23 protein-coding genes are annotated in these 26,060 nt (G+C 61.2%); 11 read left to right on the top strand and 12 right to left on the bottom strand.

All coding sequences use genetic code 11. From position 1 onward, the window contains the following. Positions 1-37: 37 nt before the first annotated feature. From HEP89_RS07945 to HEP89_RS07930, 4 genes are all read right to left on the bottom strand, one after another. Complete coding sequence (locus tag HEP89_RS07945; protein WP_168691744.1) at positions 38-1,726, bottom strand: cache domain-containing protein; 1,689 nt, start codon at positions 1,724-1,726, stop codon at positions 38-40. A gap of 176 nt (positions 1,727-1,902) precedes the next feature. Beyond that, positions 1,903-3,783 carry a hypothetical protein gene (locus HEP89_RS07940; RefSeq protein ID WP_075283222.1) on the bottom strand — a complete coding sequence of 627 codons (1,881 nt, stop codon included), beginning with the start codon at positions 3,781-3,783 and terminating at the stop codon, positions 1,903-1,905. A gap of 100 nt (positions 3,784-3,883) precedes the next feature. Beyond that, positions 3,884-4,441, bottom strand: coding sequence for an ActR/PrrA/RegA family redox response regulator transcription factor (locus HEP89_RS07935; protein WP_031269958.1), 558 nt, complete (start codon positions 4,439-4,441; stop codon positions 3,884-3,886). Positions 4,442-4,456: 15 nt separating this feature from the next. Next, positions 4,457-5,863, bottom strand: coding sequence for an ActS/PrrB/RegB family redox-sensitive histidine kinase (locus HEP89_RS07930; protein WP_023002410.1), 1,407 nt, complete (start codon positions 5,861-5,863; stop codon positions 4,457-4,459). Positions 5,864-6,061: 198 nt separating this feature from the next. Here HEP89_RS07930 and secB point away from each other — a divergent pair, with 198 nt between their 5' ends. Beyond that, positions 6,062-6,562, top strand: coding sequence for a protein-export chaperone SecB (gene secB, locus HEP89_RS07925; protein WP_031269955.1), 501 nt, complete (start codon positions 6,062-6,064; stop codon positions 6,560-6,562). Between the two features lie 140 nt (positions 6,563-6,702). On the opposite strand, the gene HEP89_RS07920 is transcribed toward secB, so the two are convergent. Beyond that, the gene (locus HEP89_RS07920; RefSeq protein WP_168691743.1) at positions 6,703-7,506 is read right to left on the bottom strand and encodes a molybdopterin-synthase adenylyltransferase MoeB; all 804 of its coding nucleotides are present in this window, start codon (positions 7,504-7,506) and stop codon (positions 6,703-6,705) included. Between the two features lie 96 nt (positions 7,507-7,602). Further along, complete coding sequence (gene hrcA / locus HEP89_RS07915; protein WP_031269953.1) at positions 7,603-8,676, bottom strand: heat-inducible transcriptional repressor HrcA; 1,074 nt, start codon at positions 8,674-8,676, stop codon at positions 7,603-7,605. 171 nt (positions 8,677-8,847) lie between these two features. Here hrcA and rph point away from each other — a divergent pair, with 171 nt between their 5' ends. The 7 genes from rph (at position 8,848) to HEP89_RS07880 (ending at position 15,676) form a co-directional block, all read left to right on the top strand. Next, positions 8,848-9,561 carry a ribonuclease PH gene (rph, locus tag HEP89_RS07910; RefSeq protein ID WP_023002406.1) on the top strand — a complete coding sequence of 238 codons (714 nt, stop codon included), beginning with the start codon at positions 8,848-8,850 and terminating at the stop codon, positions 9,559-9,561. An 11-nt stretch (positions 9,562-9,572) separates the two neighbouring features. Beyond that, positions 9,573-10,211, top strand: a complete 639-nt coding sequence (gene rdgB / locus HEP89_RS07905; protein ID WP_023002405.1) for an RdgB/HAM1 family non-canonical purine NTP pyrophosphatase — start codon at positions 9,573-9,575, stop codon at positions 10,209-10,211. 15 nt (positions 10,212-10,226) lie between these two features. Beyond that, a complete protein-coding gene (hemW, locus tag HEP89_RS07900; RefSeq protein WP_168691852.1) occupies positions 10,227-11,381 on the top strand; it encodes a radical SAM family heme chaperone HemW in 1,155 nt (384 codons plus the stop codon). Between the two features lie 281 nt (positions 11,382-11,662). Further along, a complete protein-coding gene (gene phaZ / locus HEP89_RS07895; RefSeq protein ID WP_077293257.1) occupies positions 11,663-13,285 on the top strand; it encodes a polyhydroxyalkanoate depolymerase in 1,623 nt (540 codons plus the stop codon). 163 nt (positions 13,286-13,448) lie between these two features. Beyond that, positions 13,449-14,141 (top strand): glycosyltransferase, encoded by a 693-nt coding sequence (locus HEP89_RS07890; protein WP_055660566.1) that lies wholly within the window; start codon positions 13,449-13,451, stop codon positions 14,139-14,141. Between the two features lie 164 nt (positions 14,142-14,305). After that, positions 14,306-14,728, top strand: coding sequence for a DUF2852 domain-containing protein (locus HEP89_RS07885; RefSeq protein WP_167579534.1), 423 nt, complete (start codon positions 14,306-14,308; stop codon positions 14,726-14,728). A gap of 210 nt (positions 14,729-14,938) precedes the next feature. After that, positions 14,939-15,676 (top strand): SprT family zinc-dependent metalloprotease, encoded by a 738-nt coding sequence (locus HEP89_RS07880; protein ID WP_055660313.1) that lies wholly within the window; start codon positions 14,939-14,941, stop codon positions 15,674-15,676. A gap of 10 nt (positions 15,677-15,686) precedes the next feature. Here HEP89_RS07880 and HEP89_RS07875 read toward each other — a convergent pair whose 3' ends face one another. After that, a complete protein-coding gene (locus tag HEP89_RS07875) occupies positions 15,687-16,571 on the bottom strand; it encodes an EamA family transporter (protein ID WP_168691742.1) in 885 nt (294 codons plus the stop codon). After that, positions 16,568-16,831 carry a cyclase gene (locus HEP89_RS07870; RefSeq protein WP_077291343.1) on the bottom strand — a complete coding sequence of 88 codons (264 nt, stop codon included), beginning with the start codon at positions 16,829-16,831 and terminating at the stop codon, positions 16,568-16,570. The genes HEP89_RS07875 and HEP89_RS07870 overlap by 4 nt, the downstream gene beginning before the upstream one ends. Positions 16,832-16,918: 87 nt before the next feature. On the opposite strand from HEP89_RS07870, the gene HEP89_RS07865 reads away from it, so the two are divergent. Beyond that, on the top strand, positions 16,919-17,752 hold the full coding sequence (locus HEP89_RS07865; protein ID WP_168691741.1) for a LysR family transcriptional regulator: 834 nt from the start codon (positions 16,919-16,921) through the stop codon (positions 17,750-17,752). Between the two features lie 76 nt (positions 17,753-17,828). Continuing rightward, positions 17,829-18,266: a hypothetical protein gene (locus tag HEP89_RS07860; RefSeq protein WP_062485914.1), complete on the top strand. Its 438-nt coding sequence runs from the start codon at positions 17,829-17,831 to the stop codon at positions 18,264-18,266. 261 nt (positions 18,267-18,527) lie between these two features. On the opposite strand, the gene HEP89_RS07855 is transcribed toward HEP89_RS07860, so the two are convergent. The 4 genes from HEP89_RS07855 to HEP89_RS07840 form a co-directional block, all read right to left on the bottom strand. After that, the gene (locus tag HEP89_RS07855; protein WP_077291340.1) at positions 18,528-20,777 is read right to left on the bottom strand and encodes a PBP1A family penicillin-binding protein; all 2,250 of its coding nucleotides are present in this window, start codon (positions 20,775-20,777) and stop codon (positions 18,528-18,530) included. A 327-nt stretch (positions 20,778-21,104) separates the two neighbouring features. After that, positions 21,105-22,043 (bottom strand): GNAT family N-acetyltransferase, encoded by a 939-nt coding sequence (locus tag HEP89_RS07850; RefSeq protein WP_031269943.1) that lies wholly within the window; start codon positions 22,041-22,043, stop codon positions 21,105-21,107. Between the two features lie 289 nt (positions 22,044-22,332). After that, on the bottom strand, positions 22,333-24,750 hold the full coding sequence (locus HEP89_RS07845) for an ATP-binding protein (protein WP_168691740.1): 2,418 nt from the start codon (positions 24,748-24,750) through the stop codon (positions 22,333-22,335). Between the two features lie 107 nt (positions 24,751-24,857). Beyond that, the gene (locus HEP89_RS07840) at positions 24,858-25,274 is read right to left on the bottom strand and encodes an Lrp/AsnC family transcriptional regulator (protein WP_158514149.1); all 417 of its coding nucleotides are present in this window, start codon (positions 25,272-25,274) and stop codon (positions 24,858-24,860) included. 138 nt (positions 25,275-25,412) lie between these two features. Between HEP89_RS07840 and HEP89_RS07835 the strand changes: the two genes are divergently transcribed. After that, positions 25,413-25,727, top strand: coding sequence for a cupin (locus HEP89_RS07835; RefSeq protein WP_077291337.1), 315 nt, complete (start codon positions 25,413-25,415; stop codon positions 25,725-25,727). Positions 25,728-26,060 lie beyond the last annotated feature (333 nt).

Here is a 26,060-nt window from a genome sequence, read left to right as displayed (position 1 = left end):
GAGGGACTGCGGGCTTTTTGCGTCTGGTGGCCGGACCTTAGGCCACGGAGCGCTTGCGGACTTCCTGCAGGAAGGTGCCAACCTGATTGCGCAGCATCGAGGCGTTTTCCTTCAGCTGCTGGGCCGAGCTATCGACCTTTTCCGCGGTGTCGCGGGTGTTTTCGGCAGCCGCTGCAACGGTCTCGATGTTCGTGGTCACTTCAACCGTGCTACGCGAGGCTTCAGTCGCGTTGCTGGCGATTTCCTGCGTCGCGACGCCCTGCTCTTCCACGGAAGAAGCGATGGACGAGGCGATTTCGTTCATGTTGTTGATGATCTCGGTAACCGAGGAGATGGCGCTGGCCGCATGACCGGTCTCATCCTGGATCGCCGTGATCTGGCTGGAGATTTCCTCGGTCGCCTTGGAAGTCTGGGTGGCCAGCTCCTTGACTTCCGCCGCAACGACCGCAAATCCCCTGCCGGCTTCGCCTGCGCGTGCCGCCTCGATGGTCGCGTTAAGCGCAAGGAGGTTGGTCTGCTCGGCGATCGCCTGGATCAGGTTCACGACCTCGCCGATGCGGCTGGCGCTTTCGGAAAGGCCATGCATGCGCTGGTTGGTTGCCTGGGCTTCTCCGGCAGCGCGGGCCGCAATCTCGCTGGAAGACTGCACCTGACGGCGGATTTCGTTGACCGAGGCCGACAGTTCTTCCGCCGCCGCCGCAACGGTTTCAACGTTGTGGGCTGCCTGGGAGGAGGCGTTGGAAACGCGACCGCTCTGTTCCGTGGTCTGTGCCGCGACGCCGGTCATGTCGGCGGAAGCAGCCTGCAGGTTCTGCACGGAGCTGTCGATGATGTTGAGCATTTCCATGATCTGACGATCGAAGTCGCCGCTGAGCTGCTGGATTTCGGCTCCCTTGCGGGCAGCGTCTTCCTGGCTGGAATTCTGCTGCTCTTCAAGCTCGCGCCGTGCAGCTTCGTTCCGGACGAAAACTTCCATGGCACTTGCCATCTGGCCGATTTCGTCGCCGCGGTCGGTGCCGTCAATGGTGATGCTGGTGTTGCCATCGGCCAGCAGGCTCATGTTGTCGGTCAGCGCGCGCAGCGGGCGAACCGTGTTTCGGACGGCGACAAAGGCAATGCCGATCGCAATCAGGGCACCAACAAGCGCCAGAGCGATGATCGAAGTGGCAGCGCTCCAGTAGGCAGCTTCGAGATCGTCAACGTAAACCCCGGTGCCGATCATCCAGCCCCAGGGTTCGAAACCGGAACCCCAGCTATATTTTTCAATCGGTTCTTCGCCGGCTGTGCGCGGCCAGTAATAGAGCAGCGAACCGCCGCCGGCCTTGGCATCCTTGATCAGTTCGGCAACGATCTTCACACCCGTCTTGTCGGAGAAGCCGATCATGTTGGTGCCGACGAGCTTTGCGTTCGGATGAACCAGGTTCATGCCCTGGTAGTCATAGGCGAAGACATAATTGTCGCCTTCGAACCGGATGGCGCCAATGGCTTCCCGGGCTGAGGCCTGGGCCTCTTCGCGGGTCATATGCCCGCTTGCTTCCTGGCCATGGTAATAGGCGGCGATCGAAACCGCGCCTTCGGTGATTTCTTCAATCTTTTTGAGGCGTTCCGCGAACATCGCCGAATAAAGACTGTTGAGACTGACCACACAGATCGCGGCTGTGAACAGCAGGATGGTTGCGATCGGGAGGCTGATCTTCCAGGTAATGGGCCAACGGGCGAAGGACATGGTTAAGTGATTCCTATCGAACTCTGTCCGACAAGGTTTCCTCTTAATGATTGACCAAATGCTTAAGAAGACAGCCGATTTATGCCGTTAAAACGATTAGGGCACCGAAAACTGTCAGACAGTCCGGATTTCTACCAAGTATAAAACCTGTCGTTTTTTACAGGAGTGTCTGAAATCTATCTGCGGGCGCAGAACACGTCCCGCAATCCGGGACGGGACCAGGTGGCATTCTGAACCTGCCCCTTCAGCACATGCCCCTGGGACTCGTAATAGAACGTGTTGGCACTGCCCTGTCTCTGCAGGGTGACTGCGCCATAGCCCATTTCAGCAACGGTTGCGGACTGCATGTCCGGCGAAAACACGACATTCAGGTCAATGCCGGCGGTGCACAGGTAGTCGGCCACATTGGCGCGAGCCGTCTGCTGTTGCTGGAAATTCGGCTGGTTTGAGCCTTCGATGGATCCCGGGGGGACGGGACCGGACGGGAAATCGTTGCCGGGCTGACCGTCGAAGCCGCCACCGTTGGGGGCACCCCAGGTACCGCCATTGTTGTCGAAGCCGTTGTTGCCGAACCCGTTGTTACCAAAGCCGTTGTTACCGGGGGCACCGAAGTTCGCCGGTCCGTTGATAACGACTTCCCGGTACGGGGTCTTGGTGACGTAAATACCCCGGCATTCGCCACTGGAGCCGCGCACGGTCCAGGCGTGGGAAACATAGGTCTGCTGTTCCAGGATCTGCCCCGGCTCAAGGCGCGCGTAGGGCCGCTCGCCACCGCGGTAATCCACCCAGCTCACCTCGATGGGCTGACGGCTGGCGTTTCGGAACACGATCTGACCAGGCCGGACGGCTTCGACCGACCGCACCCGACCTGCCTCGGAGCAGGAAAGATCCGAGTTCGCTTCTTCTGCACCGCTGCCGTAGGCATCGTCCGAAACGATCTGCTGAGGCTGGGCGCAGGTGGCAACGAACAGGCGCACCGGGTTGGCGCTGCCTTTCAGGGAAACTTCGTGTGCAGGCAGGCCTTCGACCGCGATCGACAGGGCAGACTGCTTGATCATGGCCTCCCACAGCGGGTCGGTCATTTCAATGTTGACTTCGGGCAGCGACGTGCCGGCTTCATTGGCGCTGGAAGAACCGAAAGCATTGTAGACGCTGTCGAATTCGCCTGCCGAAATGCGCACTGCCTGCGGCATGCCTTCCAGAAGCCCGGCGGGAGCTTGCTGGAACGTGATCTTGGCAAACCCGGACTGGGTGGTGCAATCGGCCCGGAAATCCCGGTCGTCGGTTTGCGCTACGGCGTGCTGAAGCAGCGATGGTGTTCCGGGCTGCGTACCCGGTTCGGCCAGCCACTCGCGCGCCTCGTTCGGGCTCACCAGAACCGGTTCGGAATTGGCGGCACCCGGATAACCGTCACCGGTAACCGTGTCGATGTCATCAGGCAGGGAGGCCGTTTCGGTGCCGGGTGCGGAAATCGGGGTATCGACCTGGTCGAGCGGCTTCAGCCCGCCCTCTTCGGCAGGCGGTTTGATTTCCTCAACGGATGGGGTCGATGTTCCGTTGGAGTTGGAAGCGGTCTGCTGTCCTTCGGCAGGTCGATCCTGCTGGGAAGACTGTGTTGCTGCCGGAGCATTGGAAACCGGGCCGGCGGCCGTTCCGGAAGTTGTGCCGACGATGCGGGCGACCGCGCCCGGCTTGCCGTCGTTCGAGACGTCAACCACAAGCGTGCCGCCGGAGCAGAAGCTGGCATCCCGATGCAGGACGCGGCTGTTTTCCAGAGTGACTTCAAGCTTGACGTCACAGGGCGGCAACTTGTTGTCGCTGCCCATCGTGTCGATGACGACACCCTTGTCGTCGCGGCTGATGATCGGCCGGTATTTCTTGTTCACGGTGATGGACCGGATGCCGGGTTGCGGCGGTTCCACGTTGATGCGCACGGTTTCGGGAACCGATTGAGCCTGTGCAGGCAAAGCCGACATCATAAGAACCACACTGCACGCGGCCAGCAGGCCGGATTTCAGCGCGGGGGTAACAAGAACATGGGCAGCATCAAGCCGCATAAGCGATCTCCGTGGGAGCGCAGGTTAGCACCGTTTGGGAATACTTAGGCAAAGTGGCAGTCTAAGGGCAAGCCCGCAATGGCGGGAAGCCCCGGCTTTCTCAGCGCGGCGCGCGCTTTGCCAGGATCCTTTGCAGGGTTCGGCGGTGCATGTTCAGCCGGCGTGCGGTCTCCGAAACGTTGCGGTCGCAAAGCTCGTACACCCGCTGGATATGTTCCCAGCGGACCCGGTCGGCCGACATCGGATTTTCCGGCGGTTGCGCCTTGTCTTCGGGCTTGCGCGCAAGCGCGGCAACGATATCGTCCGGATCGGCGGGCTTTGCGAGATAGTCGATGGCCCCCAGTTTGACCGCCGTGACCGCAGTGGCAATGTTGCCGTATCCGGTCAGCACGATGGCGCGGGCATCCGGACGGCGCTGGCGAAGCTGTTCGATGACATCAAGACCGTTGCCGTCTTCAAGCCGCATGTCGACAATGGCGAAAGCCGGGGCATTCTGGGCAATCTTGCCGGCCGCGTCCTGAACACTGTCTGCTGTTTCCGTCGTAAAGCCGCGTTTTTCCATGGCGCGTGCGAGGCGCTGCTGAAACGGCTTGTCGTCGTCAACGATCAGGAGGGTCATGTCCTCCGAACTGTTCAGGGCAGGTGTCTGGTCCGTCATTTGGCTCTACCGGTCTTATTCTTGCGTCTTCTCCTGCACCCCGGATGGATTCACGGGCACAGCATGCATTGTTTGCGCTTTATTGCCGTTATGGGGTGAAAAAGCCGTTTCGTCCACTCTGCCGTCCTGTTCAAACACCTTGCGCGGCCAGCTTACGCGGATGTGAGCCCCTGTCTGGGGTGGGGCCGAATTTTCCAGATGCAGCTTGGCACCCGTGCGTTCCAGCAGGGTTTTGGCAATGAAGATGCCAAGACCAAGCCCTCCGCCGGTGCCGCGTTGCGGCGACTTTCCGCCGCGCACGGAAACGTAGGGGTCGCCGATCTTGCCCAGAATTTCGACCGAAAATCCGGGACCGTCGTCCTTGATTGAAATCGAGAGTGTCGTTTCGTCCCAACTGGCGGACACATCGACGCGGGTCTTGGCGAAGTCGACGGCATTTTCCAGCAGGTTGCCAAGTCCGTAACGGATTGCCGCGTTTCGTGTACCCACCGGCTCGGCGCCGGTTCCGGACCCGGTGGAGTGGATCGCAACGCCCGTGCCCCTGTGCGGGTCGACCACATCTTCCAGCAGTTGCGACACCGGCATGCGCTGGTAGGTCCGGTCTTCCTCGCTCGACAGGCTCGTGAGCTGACGCAGGATCGACCGGCAGCGCTCGGCCTGTGAGCGGATCAGGTCCACGTCCTCGGCCCTGGGGTCGCTCGCCTCGAATTCGTCCGTCAGTTCCTTGGCCACCAGATAGATGGTGGCAAGCGGCGTGCCGAGCTCATGCGCGGCCGCGGTTGCCAGCCCGTCAAGCGCGTTGAGATGCTGCTCACGGGCAAGCACGAGTTCGGTTGCCGCAAGCGCGTCCGCCATCTGGCGGGCCTCTTCGGCAACCCGGAACGCATAGATCGCCATGAAACCGAGCGTGGAGACGAGTGCTGTCCAGATGCCGACCGAATAGACGATTGGAAGCGAGAAGTCGTCGCCCACCGGCCATGGCAGAGGCAGGTGGAAAACCGCAACCAGGCTGGCGCAAACCGTGGCCAGAATACCGAGGATCACCGTGTAACGGGCCGACAGGCCCGTCGCGGACACCATCACCGGTGCCATCAGCAGGAACGCGAATGGATTGCCCAGACCGCCGGTCAGGAACAGAAGCCCGCTCATCTGCAGGATGTCATAGGCAAGCTGCAGGGCTGCGGCGCGTTCCGACAGGCGCATGGCCGAGGGCCAGCGGATCTTCAGGAAGATGTTGAGCCAGGCGGACAGGGCCACCATGGCGAAGGCAGGTCCGGCCGGCGTCGGATAGCCCAGACCGACATGCACGACCAAGAGCGCTGCGGACTGGCCGCCCACCGCAAGCCAGCGCAGGCGCACCAGCGTATCGAGTTTCAGGCGCCGGTGCGGCAGGGTGATATTGGATGTCGGTTGTTCGTGCATCTGGACTTCTTGGAGAACGGCAACTTCCCTCTTTTGAAGCGGATTCCGGCGGCTGGCAAGGCCGGGGCTCTTGTGCCGACAAGGCGTAAGTGGTAGCCACCCGCTAACACGGCTGTCCGGATCACGCGGGCCGGCGGCCAGCCGGAGGGATTTAATAGCTCTTCATTTCAGATCAGCACCGCGCAACGGAATGAGATGATGACCGACACCAATGACGGCGGCGCTCAGCCGCAGGCGGAAAGCGCAGCAGCGCCGGGCATGCACATCCTTGGCCAGTACATCAAGGACCTGTCTTTCGAAAACCCGAATGCGCCGCGCTCCCTGGCACAGGGCGACCAGCCGAAGCTCGATATCAACGTCAACGTCGGTGCCCAGCAGATCGGTGACGACCAGTTTGAAGTCGTCCTGACCCTGACCGCCAAGGCAGAACGCCCGGACATGGTGATGTTCAACGTCGAGCTGGTCTACGCAGGCCTGTTCAAGATCACCGGCGTGCCGAAAGAGCACATGCATCCGTTCGTGATGATCGAGTGCCCGCGCATGATCTTCCCGTTCGCCCGCAACATCCTTTCCGAAGCGACCCGCAACGGCGGCTTCCCGCCGCTGATGCTCGACCCGATCGATTTCGCTCAGCTCTACCGCCAGAACATGGCCCAGCAGGCCGCTGCCCAGCAGGCGACCGAGCAGAAGCCGAACTAAGGTCAGTCAGACCACAGTTTTACAGAACCCGTCCCGGGCAACCGGGGCGGGTTTTTGTTTGCCCGGAAGACTGTCCGGTCAGACTTGAGGGAAGCGGCCAACAGCAGGTTTCTCACTCCCTGCGGGAGGGCGATCTCGTGTCACGCCTCCTCCAGCAGCTCCGCCCAGGTTTTTGGAGTGTCGCCGTTGAGGGGGTTCTTCGCGGAACGCTTGTAGCGAATGGTTTCCATGCGCACGGTTCTGGCGTCGAAGAGGATCATCCGGCCAACCAGCCCCTCGCCCGTTCCGGTCAGTTCCTTCAGAACTTCCATGGCCTGCATGGCGCCAATGATACCCGTCAACGCCCCCAGGATGCCGGCCTGGGCACAGGTCGGCAGCAAGCCGTCGCGCGGCTTTTGCGGGAACAGGCACCGATAGGTCGGGTTGGCGCTGCCGTCCGGGCCTGTCTCATAGGGCTTCAAGGTGGTCAACGAGCCGTCGAACTGGCCAACGGCGGCCGTCACCAGCGGTTTTTGCGCAAAGAAACAGGCATCGGAAACCAGGTAGCGGGTGTCGAAATTGTCCGACCCGTCCACCACGAGGTCGTAACGGGAAACGAGCTGCATGGCATTGTGGCCGGCAAGGCGGGTGGGGTACGGCTCGACCTTCACATTGGGGTTCAGTCGCGCAATCGCTTCTGCCGCACTGGCAACCTTGGGCTCACCCAGCTGGTCGGTATCGTGGATCACCTGCCGCTGCAGGTTGGAAAGAGACACCGTGTCGTCGTCGGCAATGCCGAGCGTGCCGACACCGGCGGCTGCCAGATACTGCAGCACCGGCGCGCCGAGGCCGCCGGCACCGATCACCAGCACGCGAGCATTTTTCAGCTTCTGCTGGCCGGCGCCGCCGATCTCCTGCAGCACGATGTGGCGGGCGTAGCGTTCCAGTTCGGCGGGCGAAAGCATGTCAGGTCCTGTCTGGCTGGTCTCGGGTACACATGGGGGTGGTGGCGGCGGCAGGTCAAGCCCGCGCCCGCTCGGGAAATCCGGTCTCCGGCAGGTTTATCCGAGTATCCGGCTCACCAGCCGGGCGGTGTAGTCGACCATCGGGATCACCCTTGCATAATTCAGCCGGGTCGGTCCGATCACGCCGAGAACACCGACGATGCGCTGGTTGCTGTCCCTGTAGGGCGACACCACCAGGGAGGATCCGGACAGCGAGAACAGGTTGTTCTCCGAGCCGATGAAAATGCGCACCCCGTCGCCCTGTTCGGCAAGACCCAGCAACTGGATAAGATCCTTCTTGCTTTCAAGATCGTCGAACAGCAGGCGAATGCGCTCCAGATCCTCGACGGCGTCCAGATCGGTCAGGAGATTGGACCGGCCCCGCACGATCAGCGTGCCCGGATCGGTGGCGCTTTCCCCGCCCCAGACCGCAAGACCCGCATCAATGACCTTCTGGCTCAAGAGATCCAGTTCGGCCTGGTCCGCATCGCGGACCTTTTCCAGTTCGGAGCGGATTTCCGACAGGGTCCTGCCCTTGATCTGGGCATTCAGGTAGTTGCTGGCCTCCACCAGAGCCGAGGACGGCAGGTCACCCGGCAGATCGACAACGCGGTTCTCGACGGACCCGTCTTCGCTGACGAGGATCGCCAGGGCCTTCAGCGGTTCGATGCGCACAAATTCGATGTGCTTCAGCCGCATGTCCGACTTGTGGGTCAAGACAACGCCGGCGCCCATGGACAGGCCGGACAGCATCTGACTGGCTTCCGTCAGCACCTGCTCGGCCGAATTCGCCTTTTGCGAGGCCCGCACCTGGGCATCGATCGCGCGGCGCTCGTCCTGGGTCAGGTCGCCCACTTCCAGAAGGGCATCAACGAAGAACCGAAGCCCGATTTCGGTCGGCAGCCGGCCTGCGCTGGTATGCGGCGAATGCAGCAGGCCCATATGCTCCAGATCAGACATCACGTTGCGGATCGAGGCAGGGGACAGCGAAATGCCGAGCTTGCGCGAAACGTTCCGGGACCCGACGGGTTCGCCGGTCTCCAGATAGGTTTCCACGATCGAACGGAAGATTTCACGGGATCTCTTGTCGAGGTCGCTGAGGCTCAAGGCTTGTTCTCCGAATGTGACCACTCACCGGGGTCGACCGGGCTTTCATCAAAAAGATATAGGCGCAAAAGGGGGCTTGCGTGAAGTATCACAACGCAAGGCCTTTACGGCGAAGGAAGTTGGGGTCTACAAGGCCCCAACGAATACACTGGAGAAACGGCGGTTTTTCCGGAACGAAAGTCGAAAGGGATATGCATGCGTCCGTCCAAACGCGCAGCCGATGAACTCCGTGCGGTCACACTGGAGCGCGGGGTCTCCAAACATGCCGAGGGGTCCTGCCTCGTCAAGTTCGGCGACACCCACGTTTTGTGCACCGCCAGCCTGGAAGAGCGGGTTCCGCCCTGGTTGCGCGGACAGAACCGCGGCTGGGTGACGGCTGAATACGGCATGCTGCCGCGCGCCACGGGCGACCGCATGCGCCGCGAAGCCAGTGCCGGCAAGCAATCCGGCCGGACGCAGGAAATCCAGCGTCTCATCGGCCGGTCGCTGCGCGCCGTCGTCAATCTGGAAGCCCTCGGCGAAAACCAGATCACTGTGGACTGCGACGTCATCCAGGCCGATGGCGGCACCCGTACTGCGTCCATCACCGGTGCCTGGGTTGCCTTGCGCGACTGCATCGAGTGGATGAAGGCCCGTGACATGGTCTCCGGCGAGGTCCTGAAGGATCACATTGCCGCCATTTCCTGCGGCATCTACGAAGGTGCTCCGGTGCTCGATCTCGACTACGCCGAGGACAGCACCGCCGAGACCGACGCCAACTTCGTTCTGACCGGGTCCGGCGGCATCGTCGAAATCCAGGGAACGGCCGAGGGTGCACCGTTCTCCGAAGAAGAATTCGGCAAGCTCATGGGCCTGGCCAAGCTGGGCATCGGCAAGCTGGTCGATCTTCAGAAAATGGCCATTCTCTAAGGGCGCAAACCATGAGCCATCGCAAGCTGGAACCGGGCAAACTGGTTGTCGCAAGCCACAACAAGGGCAAGATCCGCGAGATCAACGAACTGCTTCAGCCTTATGGTTTCGAAGTGATCTCCGCCGGAGAGCTGGACCTGCCGGAACCGGACGAGACAGGTGTCACGTTCGAGGAAAACGCAGCCATCAAGGCCCATGCGGCGGCCAAGGCTTCCCGCTTGCCGGCCCTGGCTGATGACAGCGGCTTCTGCGTTGCGGCACTGAACGGCGATCCGGGCATCTATTCCGCGCGCTGGGCAGGTCCGGACAAGGACTTCGCGATGGCCATGCGCACGATCGAGGAAAAGCTTCAGACCCTGGGCGCAACGACGGACGACAAGCGCCGGGGATCTTTTGTTGCCGTGTTGTGCCTGGCCTGGCCGGACGGCAGCGAAGAGTTCTTCCGTGGCGAGGTCGAGGGACAGATCGTCTGGCCGCCGCGCGGTACGCAGGGCTTCGGCTACGACCCGGTTTTCCAGCCGGATGGCCATGAGCGGACCTTCGGCGAAATGACCTCGGAAGAAAAACACGGCTGGTCAAAGGACGGATCCGCCCTTTCACACAGGGCGCGGGCATTCCAGCTCTTTTCTGCCGGCTGCCTGGAAGGATAAAAAGACGTGACAGGTGTGGGGGCAGCCGAAGGAGGCTTCGGGATTTATATTCATTGGCCGTTCTGCGCGGCCAAATGCCCTTATTGCGACTTTAACTCCCATGTCCGTCACCAGCCGGTCGACCAGGCCCGTTTCGCGGCCGCTTTCGAACGGGAACTCTCTCATTTCGCCGATTTGACGAAGGGCAGGACGGTTCAGTCCGTGTTCCTGGGCGGCGGCACGCCTTCGCTCATGGAACCGGCGACGGTCGACCGTATCCTGAAGGCGGTTTCCGATCGCTGGTCGATGGACGAAAATGTTGAGATTTCGCTGGAGGCCAATCCTTCGTCGGTCGAGGCCGAGCGCTTTCGCGGTTACCGGGCAGCAGGGGTCAACCGGGTCTCGCTGGGCGTGCAGTCACTCATCGATACGGATCTGAGACTGCTTGGCCGCCTGCATGATGCGCGCACGGCCCGCACCGCTATCGAAACCGCGCGGGCAACCTTCCCGCGCCTGTCGTTCGACCTTATCTATGCCCGGCCGGGCCAGACACTGGCCGGTTGGGAACAGGAACTGAACGAGGCCATCGCGCTCGCGGCCGATCACCTGTCGCTCTACCAGCTCACGATCGAGGAAGGCACGCCCTTCCATACGCTGTTTCACGCCGGCAAGCTGAAGATGCCGGATCAGGATCTCGGCGCCGAATTCTATGAACTGACGCAGGATGTGACCGCTGCTGCCGGTCTGCCCGCATATGAAGTCTCCAACCACGCCCGTCCGGGCGCCGAATGCCGGCATAATCTGGTTTACTGGCGCTACGGCGATTATGTCGGCGTCGGGCCCGGTGCCCATGGGCGCATCACGGTGGGTGTCAGCAAGCTTGCAACCGCCACCGAGCGCCATCCGGAGACCTGGCTGGAAAATGTCGAAAGCCACGGTCATGCATTGATCGAAAACGCCGGTCTTTCCGAAGAGGAGCAAGGCGACGAATTCCTGCTCATGGGACTACGGTTGACCGAGGGCATCGACCTGAAACGCTACGAGCGTTATGCGAGCCGCTCCATCGATCCGCTTCGTCTGGCAGCCTTGATCGAGCATGGCATGGTGGAAGAAATCGGGGAAAACCGCATTCGCGCAACCCGTGAAGGTTTTTTCGTGCTCGATGCGGTGGTCGCAGATCTGGCCGCCTGAGCCGTTCTGGAACGCCGTTAATATAATGCTACCAAATTGATTTAAATGTTCTATTGGGTCTTTTGCATTGCACAGTGATTTGGTGCGAAAATGTCTTTCGCCGCGATCCTGAGCACTTAGGCGCGTATTCACATACCAATTAGAAGTATTGCGGGCTGCAACAGGCATAGCTATCCTGTTGCAATGCAATAGATGGTGTAAGAAGAGACGGGCCGAAAAAAATGTTTACGAACAATGCCAATGGGGCCGGCACCAATTGGTTCAGCAAAGGAGAGACGTCTTTGCCGTTTTACCACCTTTACGAACTGAACCACGCCGCGATGGCGCCCTTCAGAGCTTTGGCCGACATGACCCGGCTCTACTTCCAGAACCCGCTGAATCCGCTGACTCATACCAGCTATGGCCGTTCGATCGCTGCCGGCTGCGAGGTGCTTGAACGCACGACGCGCCGCTACGGCAAGCCGGAGTTCGGTCTCAAGGAAACCACCGTAAGCGGTGTGCGCGTTTCTGTACGTGAAGTCAGCGTCTGGAGCCGTCCGTTCTGCGACCTGATCCACTTCGAACGCGGGGTCACGACGCACCGCAACGATCCGAAGATCCTGATCGTCGCGCCGATGTCCGGCCACTACGCCACGCTGCTGCGCGGTACGGTGGAAGCACTGATGCCGAATGCGGATGTCTACATCACCGACTGGATCGATGCCCGCATGGTTCCCGTGCAGGAAGGCAAGTTCGATCTTGATGATTATATCGATTATATCATCTCGATGCTGCACTTCCTCGGGCCGGACACACACATTCTGGGCGTGTGTCAGCCGTCCGTGCCGGTGCTGGCAGCCGTCGCTGTCATGGAAGACCGCGAAGACCCCTATGTACCCTCCACGATGACGCTGATGGGGGGACCGATCGACACCCGCGTGGCGCCGACGGCGGTCAACGACCTGGCGGTTTCCAAGGGTATCGACTGGTTCAAGAACAACGTCGTCATGAAGGTTCCCTTCCCGCATCCGGGTTTCATGCGGGACGTTTATCCGGGCTTCCTGCAGCTTTCCGGGTTCATGAGCATGAACCTCGACCGTCACGTGACCGCGCATCGGGACTTCTTCCAGCATCTGGTGGAAGGCGACGGCGACAACGCCGAAAAACACCGCGACTTCTATGACGAATATCTCGCCGTCATGGACCTGACGGCCGAATTCTATCTGCAGACCGTCGAAACGGTGTTTATCGAGCACGCGCTGCCGAACGGCACCATGATGCACAATGGCCGTCTGGTCGATTGCGGCAAGATTACCCGTACGGCCCTTCTGACCGTTGAAGGCGAGAAGGACGACATCACCGGCCGGGGCCAGACCAAGGCGGCGCATAAGCTCTGCACCAGTCTGGACGACGACATGAAAGCGCATTACGAGCAGCCGAATGTCGGCCACTACGGCGTTTTCAACGGATCGCGCTGGCGGTCCGAGATCGCGCCGCGGGTCATGGATTTCATCCGCTCCAACCGTACGGACCTGCGCAAGCCTGCCGCCAAGGCTCCGGTCGCCAAGGCCGCTGCACCGGCTCCTGCGCCTGCTGCCGCACCGGCTGCGAAAGCAGCTGCCGAACCGGCCGTGAAGGCAGCGCCTGCCAAGGCAAAACCGGCTGCAAAGAGCAGCGGCAATTCGCTGGAGAGCATCCTGCTGACCAAGCCGGACGGTGCCGCGGATGATCTGAAATCGATCAGCGGTGTCGGCCCGAAACTGGAATCGGCTCTCAACGAAGCCGGTATCTTCCACTTCTGGCAAATCGCCGGCCTGACGGAAGAGCAGATCGAGGCCCTGGACACCAAGCTGGATTTCCGTGGCCGTATCGCCCGGGACAACTGGATCGAGCAGGCCCGCCAGCTTTCCGAAACGGTGAGCTGAAACAAGCATCGGTAAAGGCACCCACCATGGGTGCCTTTGGCCGCGTGCCTTTAACTTGTCCCAAAAAGTCCGGTTTCTGGCGGCAGCCTGCCTGCTGCTATTGATTCTGGCCTTTCGGCCCAATACAAGTGCCGGTCAGACAGCGAGGCCGGAGGTTTCAGTAGTGCTCAATATTTTTATTGGTTTCGATCCGCGTGAAGCGATTGCCTATCATGTTTGCGCCAACAGCCTGACCCGGCTTTCGAGCGACGTGCTGGCGATTACGCCGCTGTCGCTGCACAATTTGAAGACCTACAACGAGACCCATACCGACGGGTCCAATCACTTCATCTACACCCGCTTCCTGATCCCGAGCCTGATGAACTACAACGGCTGGGCGCTGTTCATGGACGGCGACATGATCGTGCGGGACGACATTGCCAAGCTGTTCGCCATGCGCGACGAGAGCAAGGCGGTCATGTGTGTCCACCATGACTATCAGACCCGGCAGACCACCAAGTATCTCGGCTCGAAGAACGAGAACTACCCGCGCAAGAACTGGTCCAGCGTGGTGTTGTGGAACTGCGGTCACCCGGCCAACAAGGTGGTAACGCCCGACTTCGTGATGAATGCCACCGGTGCGCAGCTGCACCGGTTCACCTGGCTGGACGACGAGCTCATCGGCGAGCTGCCGAAGGAATGGAACTGGCTGCCGGATGAATTCGGCCCCAACCCCGACGCGAAACTTCTTCACTTCACGCTCGGCACGCCCTGCTTCCACGAATACGCCAACGCGCCGATGGCGGCTGAATGGCACCGCGAGAAGCTCCTGGCGAACTATTCGGCGCAACATGTGATCGACGGACCATTCGACTGATCCGTTTCGCATTTTACATATAAATCAATGAAGTAGGCCCGGTCCGCAACTTTGCAGACCGGGTTTTTCGTTGCGGGAATTCTGTGATCCCTGTCACGAATCCTTGAAGGAGCCTGCAATCGTCCCCACTTGGAAAGTCGTGGATGTCTGAAATGGATAGGACGATGACAACAGCCAAAAGTTGCATGATCAAACCTGCCTGGACGCCGGTAACTATCGGCCTGATGGTGCTGGGTTTCGTGGCATTCTGGCCGCTTGGCCTTGCCATGCTTGCCTACATTTTGTGGGGCGACCGCTTTGAAGGCATGCTCCGCGATGCGAAAGATCAGTGGCGGGGCAGCCCGCTGAAGGGAGCCTTCGAGCAGATGAATACGACTGCCTATGCCCGCACGGGCAACGTCGCATTTGACGACTATCGCGAGCGCGAACTGAAGCGACTGGAAGAAGAGCGTGCCAAGCTCGACACCATGCGCGCCGAGTTCGATGATTTCCTCCGTGAATTGCGCCGCGCGCGCGATCAGGAAGAATTCGACCGCTTCATGGCCAATCGGGGCCGCAGCACTGGCGACGAAGCCGCACCGCTGTAAAGTCTCCTCCTCCCGGACCCGTTCCCCGACGGCCAGACCAAGAGCGGCGCCTGAAAAGGCGCCGCTCTTGTCCGTTTCAGAACAGCCAGAATTGCAGCCGGCCTTCAGAAAGCCGGAATCTCATTCAATTTGCCCCCTTTAGAATTGCCGCGAAATCGCTCGCAAATTCGCTAAAATCGGAACAACTGATTCGATGGACCTTCGCCCTTGATGTTTCTCCGCGCCGGCAAGAAAACGCTGCCCGACCATATCGAGATCCAGACCGGTGCCAGTGCCGTGCGCATCCGCCTCAAGGCCAATCCGCGCGCGCAGCGGTATCTTCTGCGTCTGCCGGCCGACAGGTCCGGTCCGGTGCTGACCGTCCCCAAGGGCGGCGATCTTGCCCGTGCCGAGCGGTTCGCGCGCCAGCACATCGACTGGCTGATAGAGCGTCTGCAGGACAGGGCGGACCACGTCACGTTTCTGCCCGGGGAAATCGTACCCCTGCGCGGTGAGGATCACGTCATCGTGCCAACCGGCAAGCTGCGCGGGTTGATTACCCTTGGCCGGAACGACGCCGGTTTGCCGGCGCTGTTCGTGCCGGGGGCTGAAGACCACATCCCGCGCAAGGTCACCACCTGGCTGAAGGAACAGGCCCGGGCGGACCTCTCGGCCCGCACAACACTCCACGCCGCAACCATCGGCAAGAAGGTCGCGGCCATCAGCATTCGCGACACCACCAGCCGCTGGGGGTCTTGCGCCTCCAACGGACGACTTTCCTTTTCCTGGCGGCTCATTCTGGCACCAACGGAAATCCTCGATTATGTCGCGGCCCACGAGGTGGCGCATCTGAAGGAAATGAACCATTCGGCGCGCTTCTGGCGCCTGTGCGAACAGCTTGCCCCGCAAACACCGAAGGCTCGCGTCTGGCTGAAGCAGAACGGGGTTCGCCTGCACGGGTACGGCTGAAATTGCCTTCCTAGCCGCCCGTCCGGCGCAGGCGCGCTGCAGACTGCCAACCGAACAGATTGACGCAAAGACCCGATACCACCAGCGCTGCCGCGCCGAGTTTCCACGGCTCCAGAGGTTCGCCCAGAACAAGGGCAGCTGAGAGCATGCCTACGATCGGTACCAGCAGGGTGAAGGGCGCCACGGTCGCCGCCGGATATCTTGCCAGAAGTCCGCTCCACACCGAAAAGCCCAGCAAGGTCGTCGGGTAGACGATGTAGAACAGAGCAAATAACCCCCGCCACGAAACGGTTTCATAGACCTGCCGGTAGACGTCGAGACCCTCGACGAAGGCCGATAGCAGCAACAGCGGCAGCGGAGCCACAAGGCTGCCCCAGGCAACCAGCGACAGCAGATCAACGGTGCCGATGCGCTTGGTAACGAGATTGGCGATGGCCCAGCAACAGGCGGCCAGAACGACCAGACCAAGCCCGGTCAGTGTTGTGCTGCCCGTCAGGTTGAATGCCACCAGGCCAAGGCCCGCGGTCGCCAGCGTGGCTCCGGCAATCTGCGCCGGACTGGCCGTTTCACCCAGAAAGGCAACGGCCAGTGCTATCGTGATGAACACATGAACCTGCAGCACAAGCGAGGCCAGTCCTGCCGGTATTCCAAGGTGCATGCCGGCAAACAGAAGTCCGAACTGCAGCGCGAACATGAACAGGCCGAACAGGACGACCAGCTTCATCGACGTGCGCGGCCGCTTCAGGAAAAGGACGGCCGGAAAAGCTGCCAGGGCAAAGCGCAATGCGGCAAACAGGATTGGCGGCAGTTCCTGCAGACCGATCTTGATCACCACGAAATTGAACCCCCAGACCGACACCACAACAAGCGCGAGCAAAATGTCTTGTCCCTTCAAGGCCGGGTCTCCGTCCGGTCCTTCGCCGCCGCTTGGCGCTTGTGCGCTTCGGTAATGATCGTCTTGTTGAGGATACGCACCTCGCCGACCATCAAGAGGCGCATGTCGCGCACAATGTAGTCTGCAAGTTCGTCGTCCGAGATGGTCTCTCCGGGGATATCGAGCCGGAAGCCCTGCCCCTGAATGCCGCCACCGTTCGAGAAATCGATCTCGAAATCGAAGCAGACCCGTTTTTCGTCATTTGTCTGGATGTGTGTCATGGCTTGTCTCCTCAAATGGACATAGCCAACCATTGGTCCTATTGTGAAATTAATTGTTCTGGACTTATTGAAAAGAAAAGTTACTCAATGGATGAACATGTCCTGCGTACCTTCGTCGCCGTCTGTGACCGGCAGAGTTTCCGTGCTGCCGGCGAGGATGTCGGGCGCACCCAGTCTGCCGTCAGCCAGCAGATAAAGGGCCTGGAAGCCGAACTCGGTGTTCAATTGTTCAACCGCTCCACCCGTTCGGTCGAGATGACGCCGGCAGGACAGACCTTCTACAGCCATGCCTGCAGCCTGCTCAGCCGGCACCGCGAGGCGGTATCCGCCGCGCGCGGGGCCTCGGTGCTGCCGTACCTGCGCATTGGCGCAACGGACGACATCGCCGCCTATGGCCTCGTACCTGTCTTGAGAGCGCTGGAAGACGGACCGGAGCCCTGCTCTCTCGATCTTGAAACCCACTCCTCGCAGATGCTTCTGGCAAGTCTCGGCTCCCGGTACGATCTTGTCATCGTGGTGTCGCCCCAGCGGTCCCGGACCGGTGACCTTGTTGCCAGCGTGCCGCTCGTCTGGCTCGGCAGCGCGTCGCTTTCAACATCACAAAATGCCCTGCCGCTTGCGGTCTATGCCGACAGATGTGCCATGCGCGATGCCGCCATTGCCGCGCTGGACACGAGCGCCGTGAAATGGACGATCAAGGCCACCGTGTCCGGCCTTGTCGTCATCGAGGCGGCTGTCCGTGCCGGCATCGCCGTGGCTCCGGCCCTCGCCGGGTTCCATGCCGCCGACCTGCCCACAGTCACCTCGTTGCCTGCCCTGCCGCACCTGGAACTTCGCATCGTCGCCGGAACGCCGGTAGGGGAAACATACCTGCCTTATGTGCGCAAAGGCCTGCAGGGGCTTCTGGAGGCAAAAGGGTAAGCGGCGGCCGGGCAAAACCAGTTGCAAACACGGGAGAATCTGCTTCGATTCCCCAGGGGAAGCTGGGAGATGCAACATGAAAAGCTTGAGATATCCGATCAAAGTCGTCGCGCTGGCCTTGCTGGGCTTTGCCCTGCCGGGACTGACATTCTCCGGTCAGGCCATGGCCGACAGCTGCTGGAACCACAATGGCTCGCTCATGCGGCTGCAGGCGCAGGGCAATCAGCGATGGCTGTCCTATGAAGTTCCAAAACCCGTCCTGCGCAACGCCGGCGTCCAGCGCGGCACGTTGCTCTTCAACGGCGCCAAGAACGGCAACTGGTATTCCGGCACCGCCCGGGTGTTTTCCAAATACTGTCCGGGTTCACCGCTGGAATATTTCGTCGAAGGCCCGGTGCGCGGCGACCAGCTTCAGGTTACGGTCACCGGCACCCGTGAAGTCTTCAACCAGTGCCGTCCCACCGGCCGCTACACCACCGACACGCTGGTGTTCACCTACAGCCATCAGTGCTGAGGTGGAATTAACGGATATGTGTCGCAGGTATTTCTGAGAAATGGAGCAAGTGGCCCATCCTTCGAGACAGGCCTCTGGCCTTCCTCAGGATGAGGAAGATGTGTGTTGAAGGCCAGGGAAGATCAACATAGTGAACCTCATCCTGAGGAAGGCTGAAAGCCTGTCTCGAAGGATGGGCTGCACACGCACGGTCGGAACGCGCAGTTCCACCGGTTGAAGCCTCAAACGCGGCCTTGTGAGCCGTGAACAGCAGTGCCCGGATCAGCCGCCACCAAACAGATTGCGCAGCAGGTTCAGCGGGCCGCGGCGTTCGCCGTTGCCTTCGCCGCCGCCGCCAATGGGGGCTGGCGGTATCGGTTCGCTGCCGGAGCCGACGGTTTCCACCGGGCCGGGCTTGCGCGGGGCGGAGACGGTTGCCGGTACATCCGGCACGCCGGGCAGGTCTGCCACCGGCAGGCCTTCGTGGGAGGCATCCATCACCTCCTTCCAGACAGTGGCGGGCAGCCCACCGCCGGACGCCTTGCGCGTCGGTGAGTTGTCGTCATTGCCGAACCAGACAGCGGTGGTCAGATTGCCCGTATAGCCGATGAACCAGGCGTCGCGGAAATCCTGGCTGGTGCCGGTCTTGCCCCCGGCGGGACGCCCGCTTTCCAGCCGTGCCTTGCGGCCCGTGCCGGTTACCAGGGTTTCCGACATCATCATGTTCATTTCGCCGACCAGACGGCGGTCAATGACGCGGCCGCGTCCATCGCCGGAGCGGGAATAAAGCGTCTTGCCGTCCACGGTCTTGATCCGCCGGATCACATGGGGGAGCACGCCATAGCCACCGTTGGAGAACGGCACATAGGCACCGGCGATTTCCAGCGGCGTGACTTCGGAGGTGCCGAGCGCGATCGACAGGTTGTTCTTCATTTCCGAGGTGACACCCAGCCGTTTGGCCGTGTCGGCAACGGTTCCCGCGCCAACCTCATAAGTCAGCTGCGCGGCCACTGTGTTCAGCGACAGGCTGAGCGCTCGTGTCAGCGTCACCGGGCCGTAGTAGTCCTTGGAATAGTTCTGGGGCGACCAGTTGCCGAACCGGACCGGCTGGTCCTGGCGGATCGTCTGGGGCGAAAGGCCGTTTTCAAGCGCGGCCAGATAGACGAAGGGCTTGAAGGACGAACCCGGCTGCCGCTTGGCATAGGCTGCGCGGTTGAACTGGCTCTTGGAATAATCGGCCCCGCCAACCAGCGCCTTCACGGCGCCCGCGGTGTCCAGCGTCACGACAGCTCCCTGGGAGACGCCGTATTTCTCGCGGTTTTCCTTCAGGGCGCTGCGCAGGGCCTGTTCGGCAGCCCGCTGCATCTTTGGGTCGATGGTGGTGTCGACCACGATGTCGGTTTCGATCGAGCCGATGAAATGCGGCAGCACGTCCATCACCCAGTCGGCGGCATAGTTCTCGCTGGCGGTGGTGTAGCGGCGCACCACCTTGGCGGGCGCGGCCAGGGCATTCTTGGCTTCATCGCCTGTGATGTAGCCTTCCTCGTTCATGGCAGCGAGCACAAGCTGGGCGCGGTCTTCTGCGAGGTCCGGATTGCGGGCGGGCGAATAGCGCGAGGGTGCCTTGAGCAGGCCTGCGATCGTGGCAGCTTCCGGAATGGTCAGAAGCCGTGCCGATTTGCCAAAGTACCTGCGGGCAGCAGCATCCACGCCATAGGCGCCGGAGCCGAGATAGACCCGGTTCAGGTACATTTCCAGGATCTCGTCCTTGGAATATTCGGCCTCCAGCCAGAAGGCGAGCACCAGTTCCTGAATCTTGCGCTTGATCGTCCGGTCCTGCTCCAGGAACAGGTTCTTGGCAAGCTGCTGGGTCAGCGTCGAGCCGCCCTGCTGCAGGCGGCCGGAGGTGAAGTTGGTGTAGACGGCGCGGGCAAGACCGACCGGGTCGACACCGAAATGGGAGCGGAAGCGCCGGTCCTCGATGGCGATGACGGCATTGGGCAGATAGGGCGGCAATTGCTCCAGGCGCACGGCCTCGCCGCCGGTGTCTCCGCGGTTTGCCAGCAATTCGCCATTGGCGGCGACAATCTTGACGTTGGGCGGTCGCGCCGGAACCTGCCATTCGGAGGTCGGCGGCAGAAAGGCGGCGTAATAGCCGACCAAGCAGACAACGGCGATGGTGCCCCAGATGCCGAGCACCATGCTCCAGTAGAAGCCGCGCTTGAGAAGGCGGCCGAAGGCGGTCGGGGCCTGGAACCTGTTCTTGCGTTTGGCCTTGCGCCGCTTGGCGCCGGACCGGCCGCCGCCCCTTCCGTTGCCTCGGCCATTGCCGTTGCCGTTCTTGGCCGTCTTGCGCGGAGAGGATCCGGTTTTTTTCTTGACCGGAGCCTTGCGGGTCTTGCCCTTGCCGGACGACTTGGAAGAAGGCGCAGCTGGACGGTCCTGCGGGCTCAAGCGCAGGTCGAGCAGGCTGCTGCCTGAATTTCCGAATGTCGGTTCAACACGCGGCTGGCGTTTCGCCCGAGGCGCCATTGATCCTTCGTCCCCTAACTCCGTACCAACCAGGGTTGGCGTTATCCGGCAAACGCCGGTTTCCCCGGAGATGAGCTTAAATTGCGGCGATTTAAGGGGGCGTTAAGGCTACGGGCTTTTGCACGGGCAAGACGACGGGATGTTCAGCTACAGGCGGCGCGCACTAGCTCGATAACCATCCCGCACAAAAGGCAGCAAACCCGCAGCACCGGGAAGCGAGTGCCGCTCAAACGCAGGAAAAATGCAAAGGCTTGTGCCTCCGCGATCCCGGCTAAGGGTCAAGCCTGGCCGGGAGGACGAAGGAAAGCTTGGCAGCAATCGCCGGAGCTAGCTGGAGTAGCGGCTTGCGTCGGCGCCGTAATAATTGACGTAGCGCGTGTTCAGTTCGGACACCGGCATGATGATCAGCACATCCGTCGTGCCGAACTGGTGATCGATCACCGCTCCGTCGCCGATGAACGCGCCGAGGCGCAGATAGCCCTTCACAAGCGGTGGCAGAGCCCGCAGCGCTTCCTTGGAATTGAGTTCCTCGGCCGGCATGCGGTTCATTTCGACGTATCTGTCTTCCACCGCGCGCACGCGCCATTCTTCCGGGGCGCGGGCATTGTGATGCAGGAAGGCGAGCTGGCCGGCGATGGCATCCGGATTGGTGCCTTCGATCGATGCACAACCGAGCATGACATCGATGTTGTGGCGCAGAACATAGGACCAGATGCCATGCCACAGGAGCTCGACGGTCTTCTTGTTGCGGTACGGCTTCAGAACGCAGGACCGGCCGAGTTCCATGAAGCGCTTGCCCGGGTTTGCGTCGATCAGCGACTGGATGTCGTATTCGGCGGCGGTATAGAAACCGGCATGCTGATCGGCGATTTCCTGGCGCAGGATCCGGTAGGTGCCGACGATTTCAGGCTTCAGGCGACCCAGCTTGTTGCGCTTCTGCAAGTCGTGGTCGACCACGAGCAGGTGATCGCAATAGGCGTCGAAGGGGTCGGCATCACGGCGGGTTGCCAGCGTATGCGCATCGGCAATGGCCGACATTTCCTCGTAGAAAACGTCATAGCGCAGGCGCTGTGCCTTTTTCACTTCCTTGAAGTTGCGGGCCATCCGCACTTCCAGGGATCCGATCCGGCCGAGCGTTTCGCCGGTCTTGACCGGGGTTTGCAGCGCTGGCCCGATGCGCTGCGCGTTGGGGAGGTTGGCGTCCGGACGCATTGCCGGTGTGAATTTCCTGACCAGTTTCCTGGGAGAAAAAAGCCCTTGGCGCATTATGGACATTCCACCCTCGTGTATTCCTTATGGCGCACTGACAGGTTTCACAGGTTCTCGTCTGTTTCACTTGCCGAATTACCTTCGCCGGAACATTACGTCCGAACCCGGTCAGTGTGCTTCAAGCCTGCCGTAGAACATACTATTCCGACAGCTGGATGACACTCGGTTTTTTGCGCCGTGTTTTCCACGTGCAAGCTTAGCCCACTCTTGCGGCTTTGTGAATTTCTACGAGCGCCGGTGGAAGCGTTTCCACTTCCAGCTGTCGCGACAGGGAAAGTTCGCTGCGTCAGGCGCGGCTGATTTCGGCCAATGCGTCGGAAATCGCTTCCACGGAAAGCGGTTTCGTCAGATAGCCGGCAGCGCCCACTTCGGTCGCCTTGTCCCTTGCATCCTTCATGACATCGGCGGTCACGATCAGCACCGGTACATTGGCCCGGCCGGCGGCCTGTTCGTCGGACCGGATCTGGCGAATGGCCTGGAATCCGTCGAGGCCTGGCATGTGCAGGTCCATCAGGATTGCGTCATAAGCGCCGCTGGCGGCTTCCTCGACGGCCTTTTCGCCGTCGATCACCATCACCGGCACATGGCCGAGCTTGCGCAGCATGGCTTCGCTCAAAAGGCGGTTGATGTCGTTGTCTTCCGCCACGAGCAGGCGCAGCGGCCGGGCCGGAACCTTGTAGCGGTTTGGCAGGAAGCCGTTGCTGACGGGCTCCGCGCTTGCGTCCCAGGCGTGTTCCATGCCGTCGTCGTCCAGCAGGCCGGAAAAGATCTGGACCAGGGTCTCGATCCGCACCGGACGGATCAGATAGGCGGCATACCCGGCTTCGCGCAGATGTTCCAGGCGCTCGCGCTCCGGCGGGGCGATCATAACGACGGCAGGAGCCTTGCATCCGGTCAGGCGGGCAGAGGCCAGCCAGCCGCCGCTGTCGGACAGGGCGCCGTTGTCGACAACAAGTAGATCGGCCTCGGCCAGCGCGGCATCGAGATCCGAACTGCCCGGTGCATGCACGGAAACATTGGCCTCGTGATATTGCAGCCGTCTGGCCAGCAGCGGGCATTCGATCTGGCTGGTGCTGACGAACACGATCCTGCGGCCCTCAAGCTTGGCCAGGCGTGGATCCGTGTCGGCAACAAGGGATTCGGGGATCGGCAAGGACACGCGGAACTGCGCGCCGCCGTCTTCGGAGGGCTGCGCGGCAATTTCGCCACCCATCAGGCCGGCAAGCCGCTGGGCGATGGCCAGACCGAGGCCGGTGCCGCCGAACTTGCGCGCCGGGCCATGGTCGACCTGCTCGAATTCCTGAAACAGCCGCTCGGCCTCCTGTTCGTCAAAGCCGATGCCACTGTCGCGCACGTCGATATCCAGAAAACCGCCACCGTCCGGATTGGGGCGCCCTGTCAGTTCGACGGCAACGCCACCCTCATCGGTGAACTTGATGCCGTTGCCGATGAGATTGTAGAGGATCTGGCGGACACGGGTGGCGTCCAGCGTCACCTCTTCCGGCAGGTTCGGGTCAAGCATGGAGCCGATTTCAAGCGACTTGGCGTGGGCCTTCGGAGCAAGCAGTTCAACGACGCTTTCCACCAGGGCGCCAACCCGAACCGGGGCAGCCTGAATGTCGAGCTTGCCGGCCTCCACCTTGGAAAAGTCGAGCACTTCATCGATCAGGAGCAGCAATGTTTCGCCGGAGGTTTCCAGCGCCTCGATATAGGCGCTCTGTTCCTTGGTCAGGCGGGTGTCGCGCAGGAGCGCGGCCATGCCGAGCACCCCGTTGAGCGGCGTGCGGATCTCGTGGCTGACGGTCGCGAGAAAACGGGATTTCGCCTCGTTGGAGCTTTCCGCGGAATGACGGGCAGCCAGCAGTTCTTCCTCGATCAGGCGCCGCTCGGTCACGTCGCGCAGAACGGTCTGCACCAGCTGGCGATCCGTCGTGGTGTCGCGCACCGGAATGTCGATACGTGAGAACCAGCGCGGGCCCTGTGCTGTGTCGATGTGGAGATCCTGAAAGCCCATGCCCGGGGTCGTCTTGTCCAGGGCCTGCGTGACGGCGCTTTCAAAGCCCACTTCCTCAAGCAGCGGCAGATGCAGGGTTGCACCCGGCTGCAAGGCATGTCCGAGCCCGAACACATCGTCTGCAGCAGAGTTCACATAGGTGATGGTGCCGTCCTGGTCGCGCCGGACGACGACATCGCCAAGCGTTGCCAGGATGCTGGCGTGACGTTCGTCGGATTCGCCAAGTTCCCAGGCGCGGTCTTCCAGTTCCTCGCAGCGTGCCATCAGGCGGCGGATCTTGTCATCCTTCACCTGTAACGCCTGCACCGAGCGCTGCATGTCGTCGGCAAACAGCCGCCAGACAGCCAGCCCACCGGCAAAGAAGGTCAGACCAAGACCGAGAAACCGGTTCAGGCTGTCGCTGGAAACCATGATGAAACCGGCGGCAAGGCCGATGATCATGCCCGCCAGGGCAAGATGCTGCAGCGATTTGGCAGGCGCGGAGACGGGCGCGTCGGTGGCCCGGCGGCCTGGGCCGACTTCGGGACCGACGTCCTCCTCGTCGAGGGGTTTCGTGATGCTGGAAGAATATTCGTCTGTAGTTACGGTGTCCGCAGAGGAAAGCTTTTGCTCTTCGGCAAAGAATTTGTCCTGCGTGTCATCGGCTTCTGGCGCGGCATTGACGGCGCGTTCGCTGTTTTGACTGACCAAGATAACTACTCTCTACAAGATCCTGTTGCCTTGAGAGTGCGTTGTAAACTTTGAGAAACCGTTTCATTGCCTGACAAAAAAAGTAAATCGGGAATTTCGCGCCGCGTTCATATCCAGTCTTTCAGCACCGGATGGGTCTCGACATTGGCAATTCCATCAAGGGCAGCAATACGGTTGCGAAGCTCGGCGAGGCTCTCCAGCGTCCGGGCGCGCACCAGCAGAACCATGTCCCTGTCACCGGAAATCGAGCGGCACTGGAGAACCTCCTCGAATTTCGAAACCACCGGCGCAATCGCCGCACAGGTCGCCGAACCCGTCCGGATCCACAGATAGGCTTCGATTTCGGCCGGCTCCGGATCGCTGATCCGGATCGTGTAGGCGCGAATGACGCCGGTTTCTTCCAGCTTCCGGACCCGGGCCTGAACGCTCGACCGGGCCAGGCCGACATGGGCAGCCAGCGTTTTCACAGGTGTCCGGCTGTCGGCTTCCAGCAGTTGCAGCAAGGTCCGGTCGATTGAATCCATGGGTCTTCTGTCATTGTCCTGTGTGTCGAACTGCCAGCGTTCACCGGCAATTGACCGGCCGAACCGGTCAAATTGCCGGAAGAAACGAGAGCCTGTCCGCGATAGCACCCTTGAGTGATTTTGCAGCGGGAGAGTTTCATGGATTTCCATCTCGATACAAGCAGCTTTACGGCGGAAAGAGCCTGGGGGTCACGTCTGATCGGTGAACTGGACGGCATCACGGTCCGCCTGCACTGGACGGACAAGCCCTACAAATGGCACGTCAACGACGGTCCGGAAGTCTTCGTGGTTCTGTCGGGCACTGTCGACATGCACTACCGCGAGGCCGGAACCGAGAAGGTTCAACGCCTGACCGAAGGACAGATCTTCTTCGCCAACGACGGCGATGCCCATGTGGCCCACCCGGTCGGAGAGGCAAGAGTGCTCGTTGTCGAGCGCAAGGATAGCGTTTGACAGTGTAGATCACGGGGCAGCCCAGGGAGTGGATCCAGTGGCAATGTACAAACCGGCTGGTGAGCCCCGTCGGCCGGATGAAAGTCCCAACCTCTCAACCCACCCCGTCATTGCAGGGCTAGACCCTGCAATCCATCCCCTGACCTTCGCCCACCGCAAAGCTTTGCCGATTTGGAGCGTAATGGCATGGATCCCATGGTCGAGCCATGGGATGACGGAATTAAGGAAGGGGAAAAAGGCTGCCTTTTCATCCCGGGCAATGCGTAGCGAAGCGCGGGCTTCAGCATTTGCTGTCGTCAGGACCGGCTTCCACGCGCTGCCATGATTTGTCAT

Origin of the sequence: Labrenzia sp. 5N (assembly GCF_012395805.1) — a bacterium.
Lineage (GTDB): Bacteria > Pseudomonadota > Alphaproteobacteria > Rhizobiales > Stappiaceae > Roseibium > Roseibium algicola.
Note: the sequence above shows the minus strand (reverse complement) of the source record. Positions and strands in the feature narration are given on the sequence as shown.

What these genes read in the sequence shown, in the direction of transcription:
- HEP89_RS07945 (WP_168691744.1), bottom strand. Translation starts at nt 1,726, where the DNA reads ATGTCCTTCGCCCGTTGGCCCATTACCTGGAAGATCAGCCTCCCGATC.
- HEP89_RS07940 (WP_075283222.1), bottom strand. Translation starts at nt 3,783, where the DNA reads ATGCGGCTTGATGCTGCCCATGTTCTTGTTACCCCCGCGCTGAAATCC.
- HEP89_RS07935 (WP_031269958.1), bottom strand. Translation starts at nt 4,441, where the DNA reads ATGACGGACCAGACACCTGCCCTGAACAGTTCGGAGGACATGACCCTC.
- HEP89_RS07930 (WP_023002410.1), bottom strand. Translation starts at nt 5,863, where the DNA reads ATGCACGAACAACCGACATCCAATATCACCCTGCCGCACCGGCGCCTG.
- secB (WP_031269955.1), top strand. Translation starts at nt 6,062, where the DNA reads ATGACCGACACCAATGACGGCGGCGCTCAGCCGCAGGCGGAAAGCGCA.
- HEP89_RS07920 (WP_168691743.1), bottom strand. Translation starts at nt 7,506, where the DNA reads ATGCTTTCGCCCGCCGAACTGGAACGCTACGCCCGCCACATCGTGCTG.
- rph (WP_023002406.1), top strand. Translation starts at nt 8,848, where the DNA reads ATGCGTCCGTCCAAACGCGCAGCCGATGAACTCCGTGCGGTCACACTG.
- rdgB (WP_023002405.1), top strand. Translation starts at nt 9,573, where the DNA reads ATGAGCCATCGCAAGCTGGAACCGGGCAAACTGGTTGTCGCAAGCCAC.
- HEP89_RS07885 (WP_167579534.1), top strand. Translation starts at nt 14,306, where the DNA reads ATGACAACAGCCAAAAGTTGCATGATCAAACCTGCCTGGACGCCGGTA.
- HEP89_RS07880 (WP_055660313.1), top strand. Translation starts at nt 14,939, where the DNA reads ATGTTTCTCCGCGCCGGCAAGAAAACGCTGCCCGACCATATCGAGATC.
- HEP89_RS07870 (WP_077291343.1), bottom strand. Translation starts at nt 16,831, where the DNA reads ATGACACACATCCAGACAAATGACGAAAAACGGGTCTGCTTCGATTTC.
- HEP89_RS07865 (WP_168691741.1), top strand. Translation starts at nt 16,919, where the DNA reads ATGGATGAACATGTCCTGCGTACCTTCGTCGCCGTCTGTGACCGGCAG.
- HEP89_RS07860 (WP_062485914.1), top strand. Translation starts at nt 17,829, where the DNA reads ATGAAAAGCTTGAGATATCCGATCAAAGTCGTCGCGCTGGCCTTGCTG.
- HEP89_RS07855 (WP_077291340.1), bottom strand. Translation starts at nt 20,777, where the DNA reads ATGGCGCCTCGGGCGAAACGCCAGCCGCGTGTTGAACCGACATTCGGA.
- HEP89_RS07850 (WP_031269943.1), bottom strand. Translation starts at nt 22,043, where the DNA reads ATGCGCCAAGGGCTTTTTTCTCCCAGGAAACTGGTCAGGAAATTCACA.
- HEP89_RS07840 (WP_158514149.1), bottom strand. Translation starts at nt 25,274, where the DNA reads ATGGATTCAATCGACCGGACCTTGCTGCAACTGCTGGAAGCCGACAGC.
- HEP89_RS07835 (WP_077291337.1), top strand. Translation starts at nt 25,413, where the DNA reads ATGGATTTCCATCTCGATACAAGCAGCTTTACGGCGGAAAGAGCCTGG.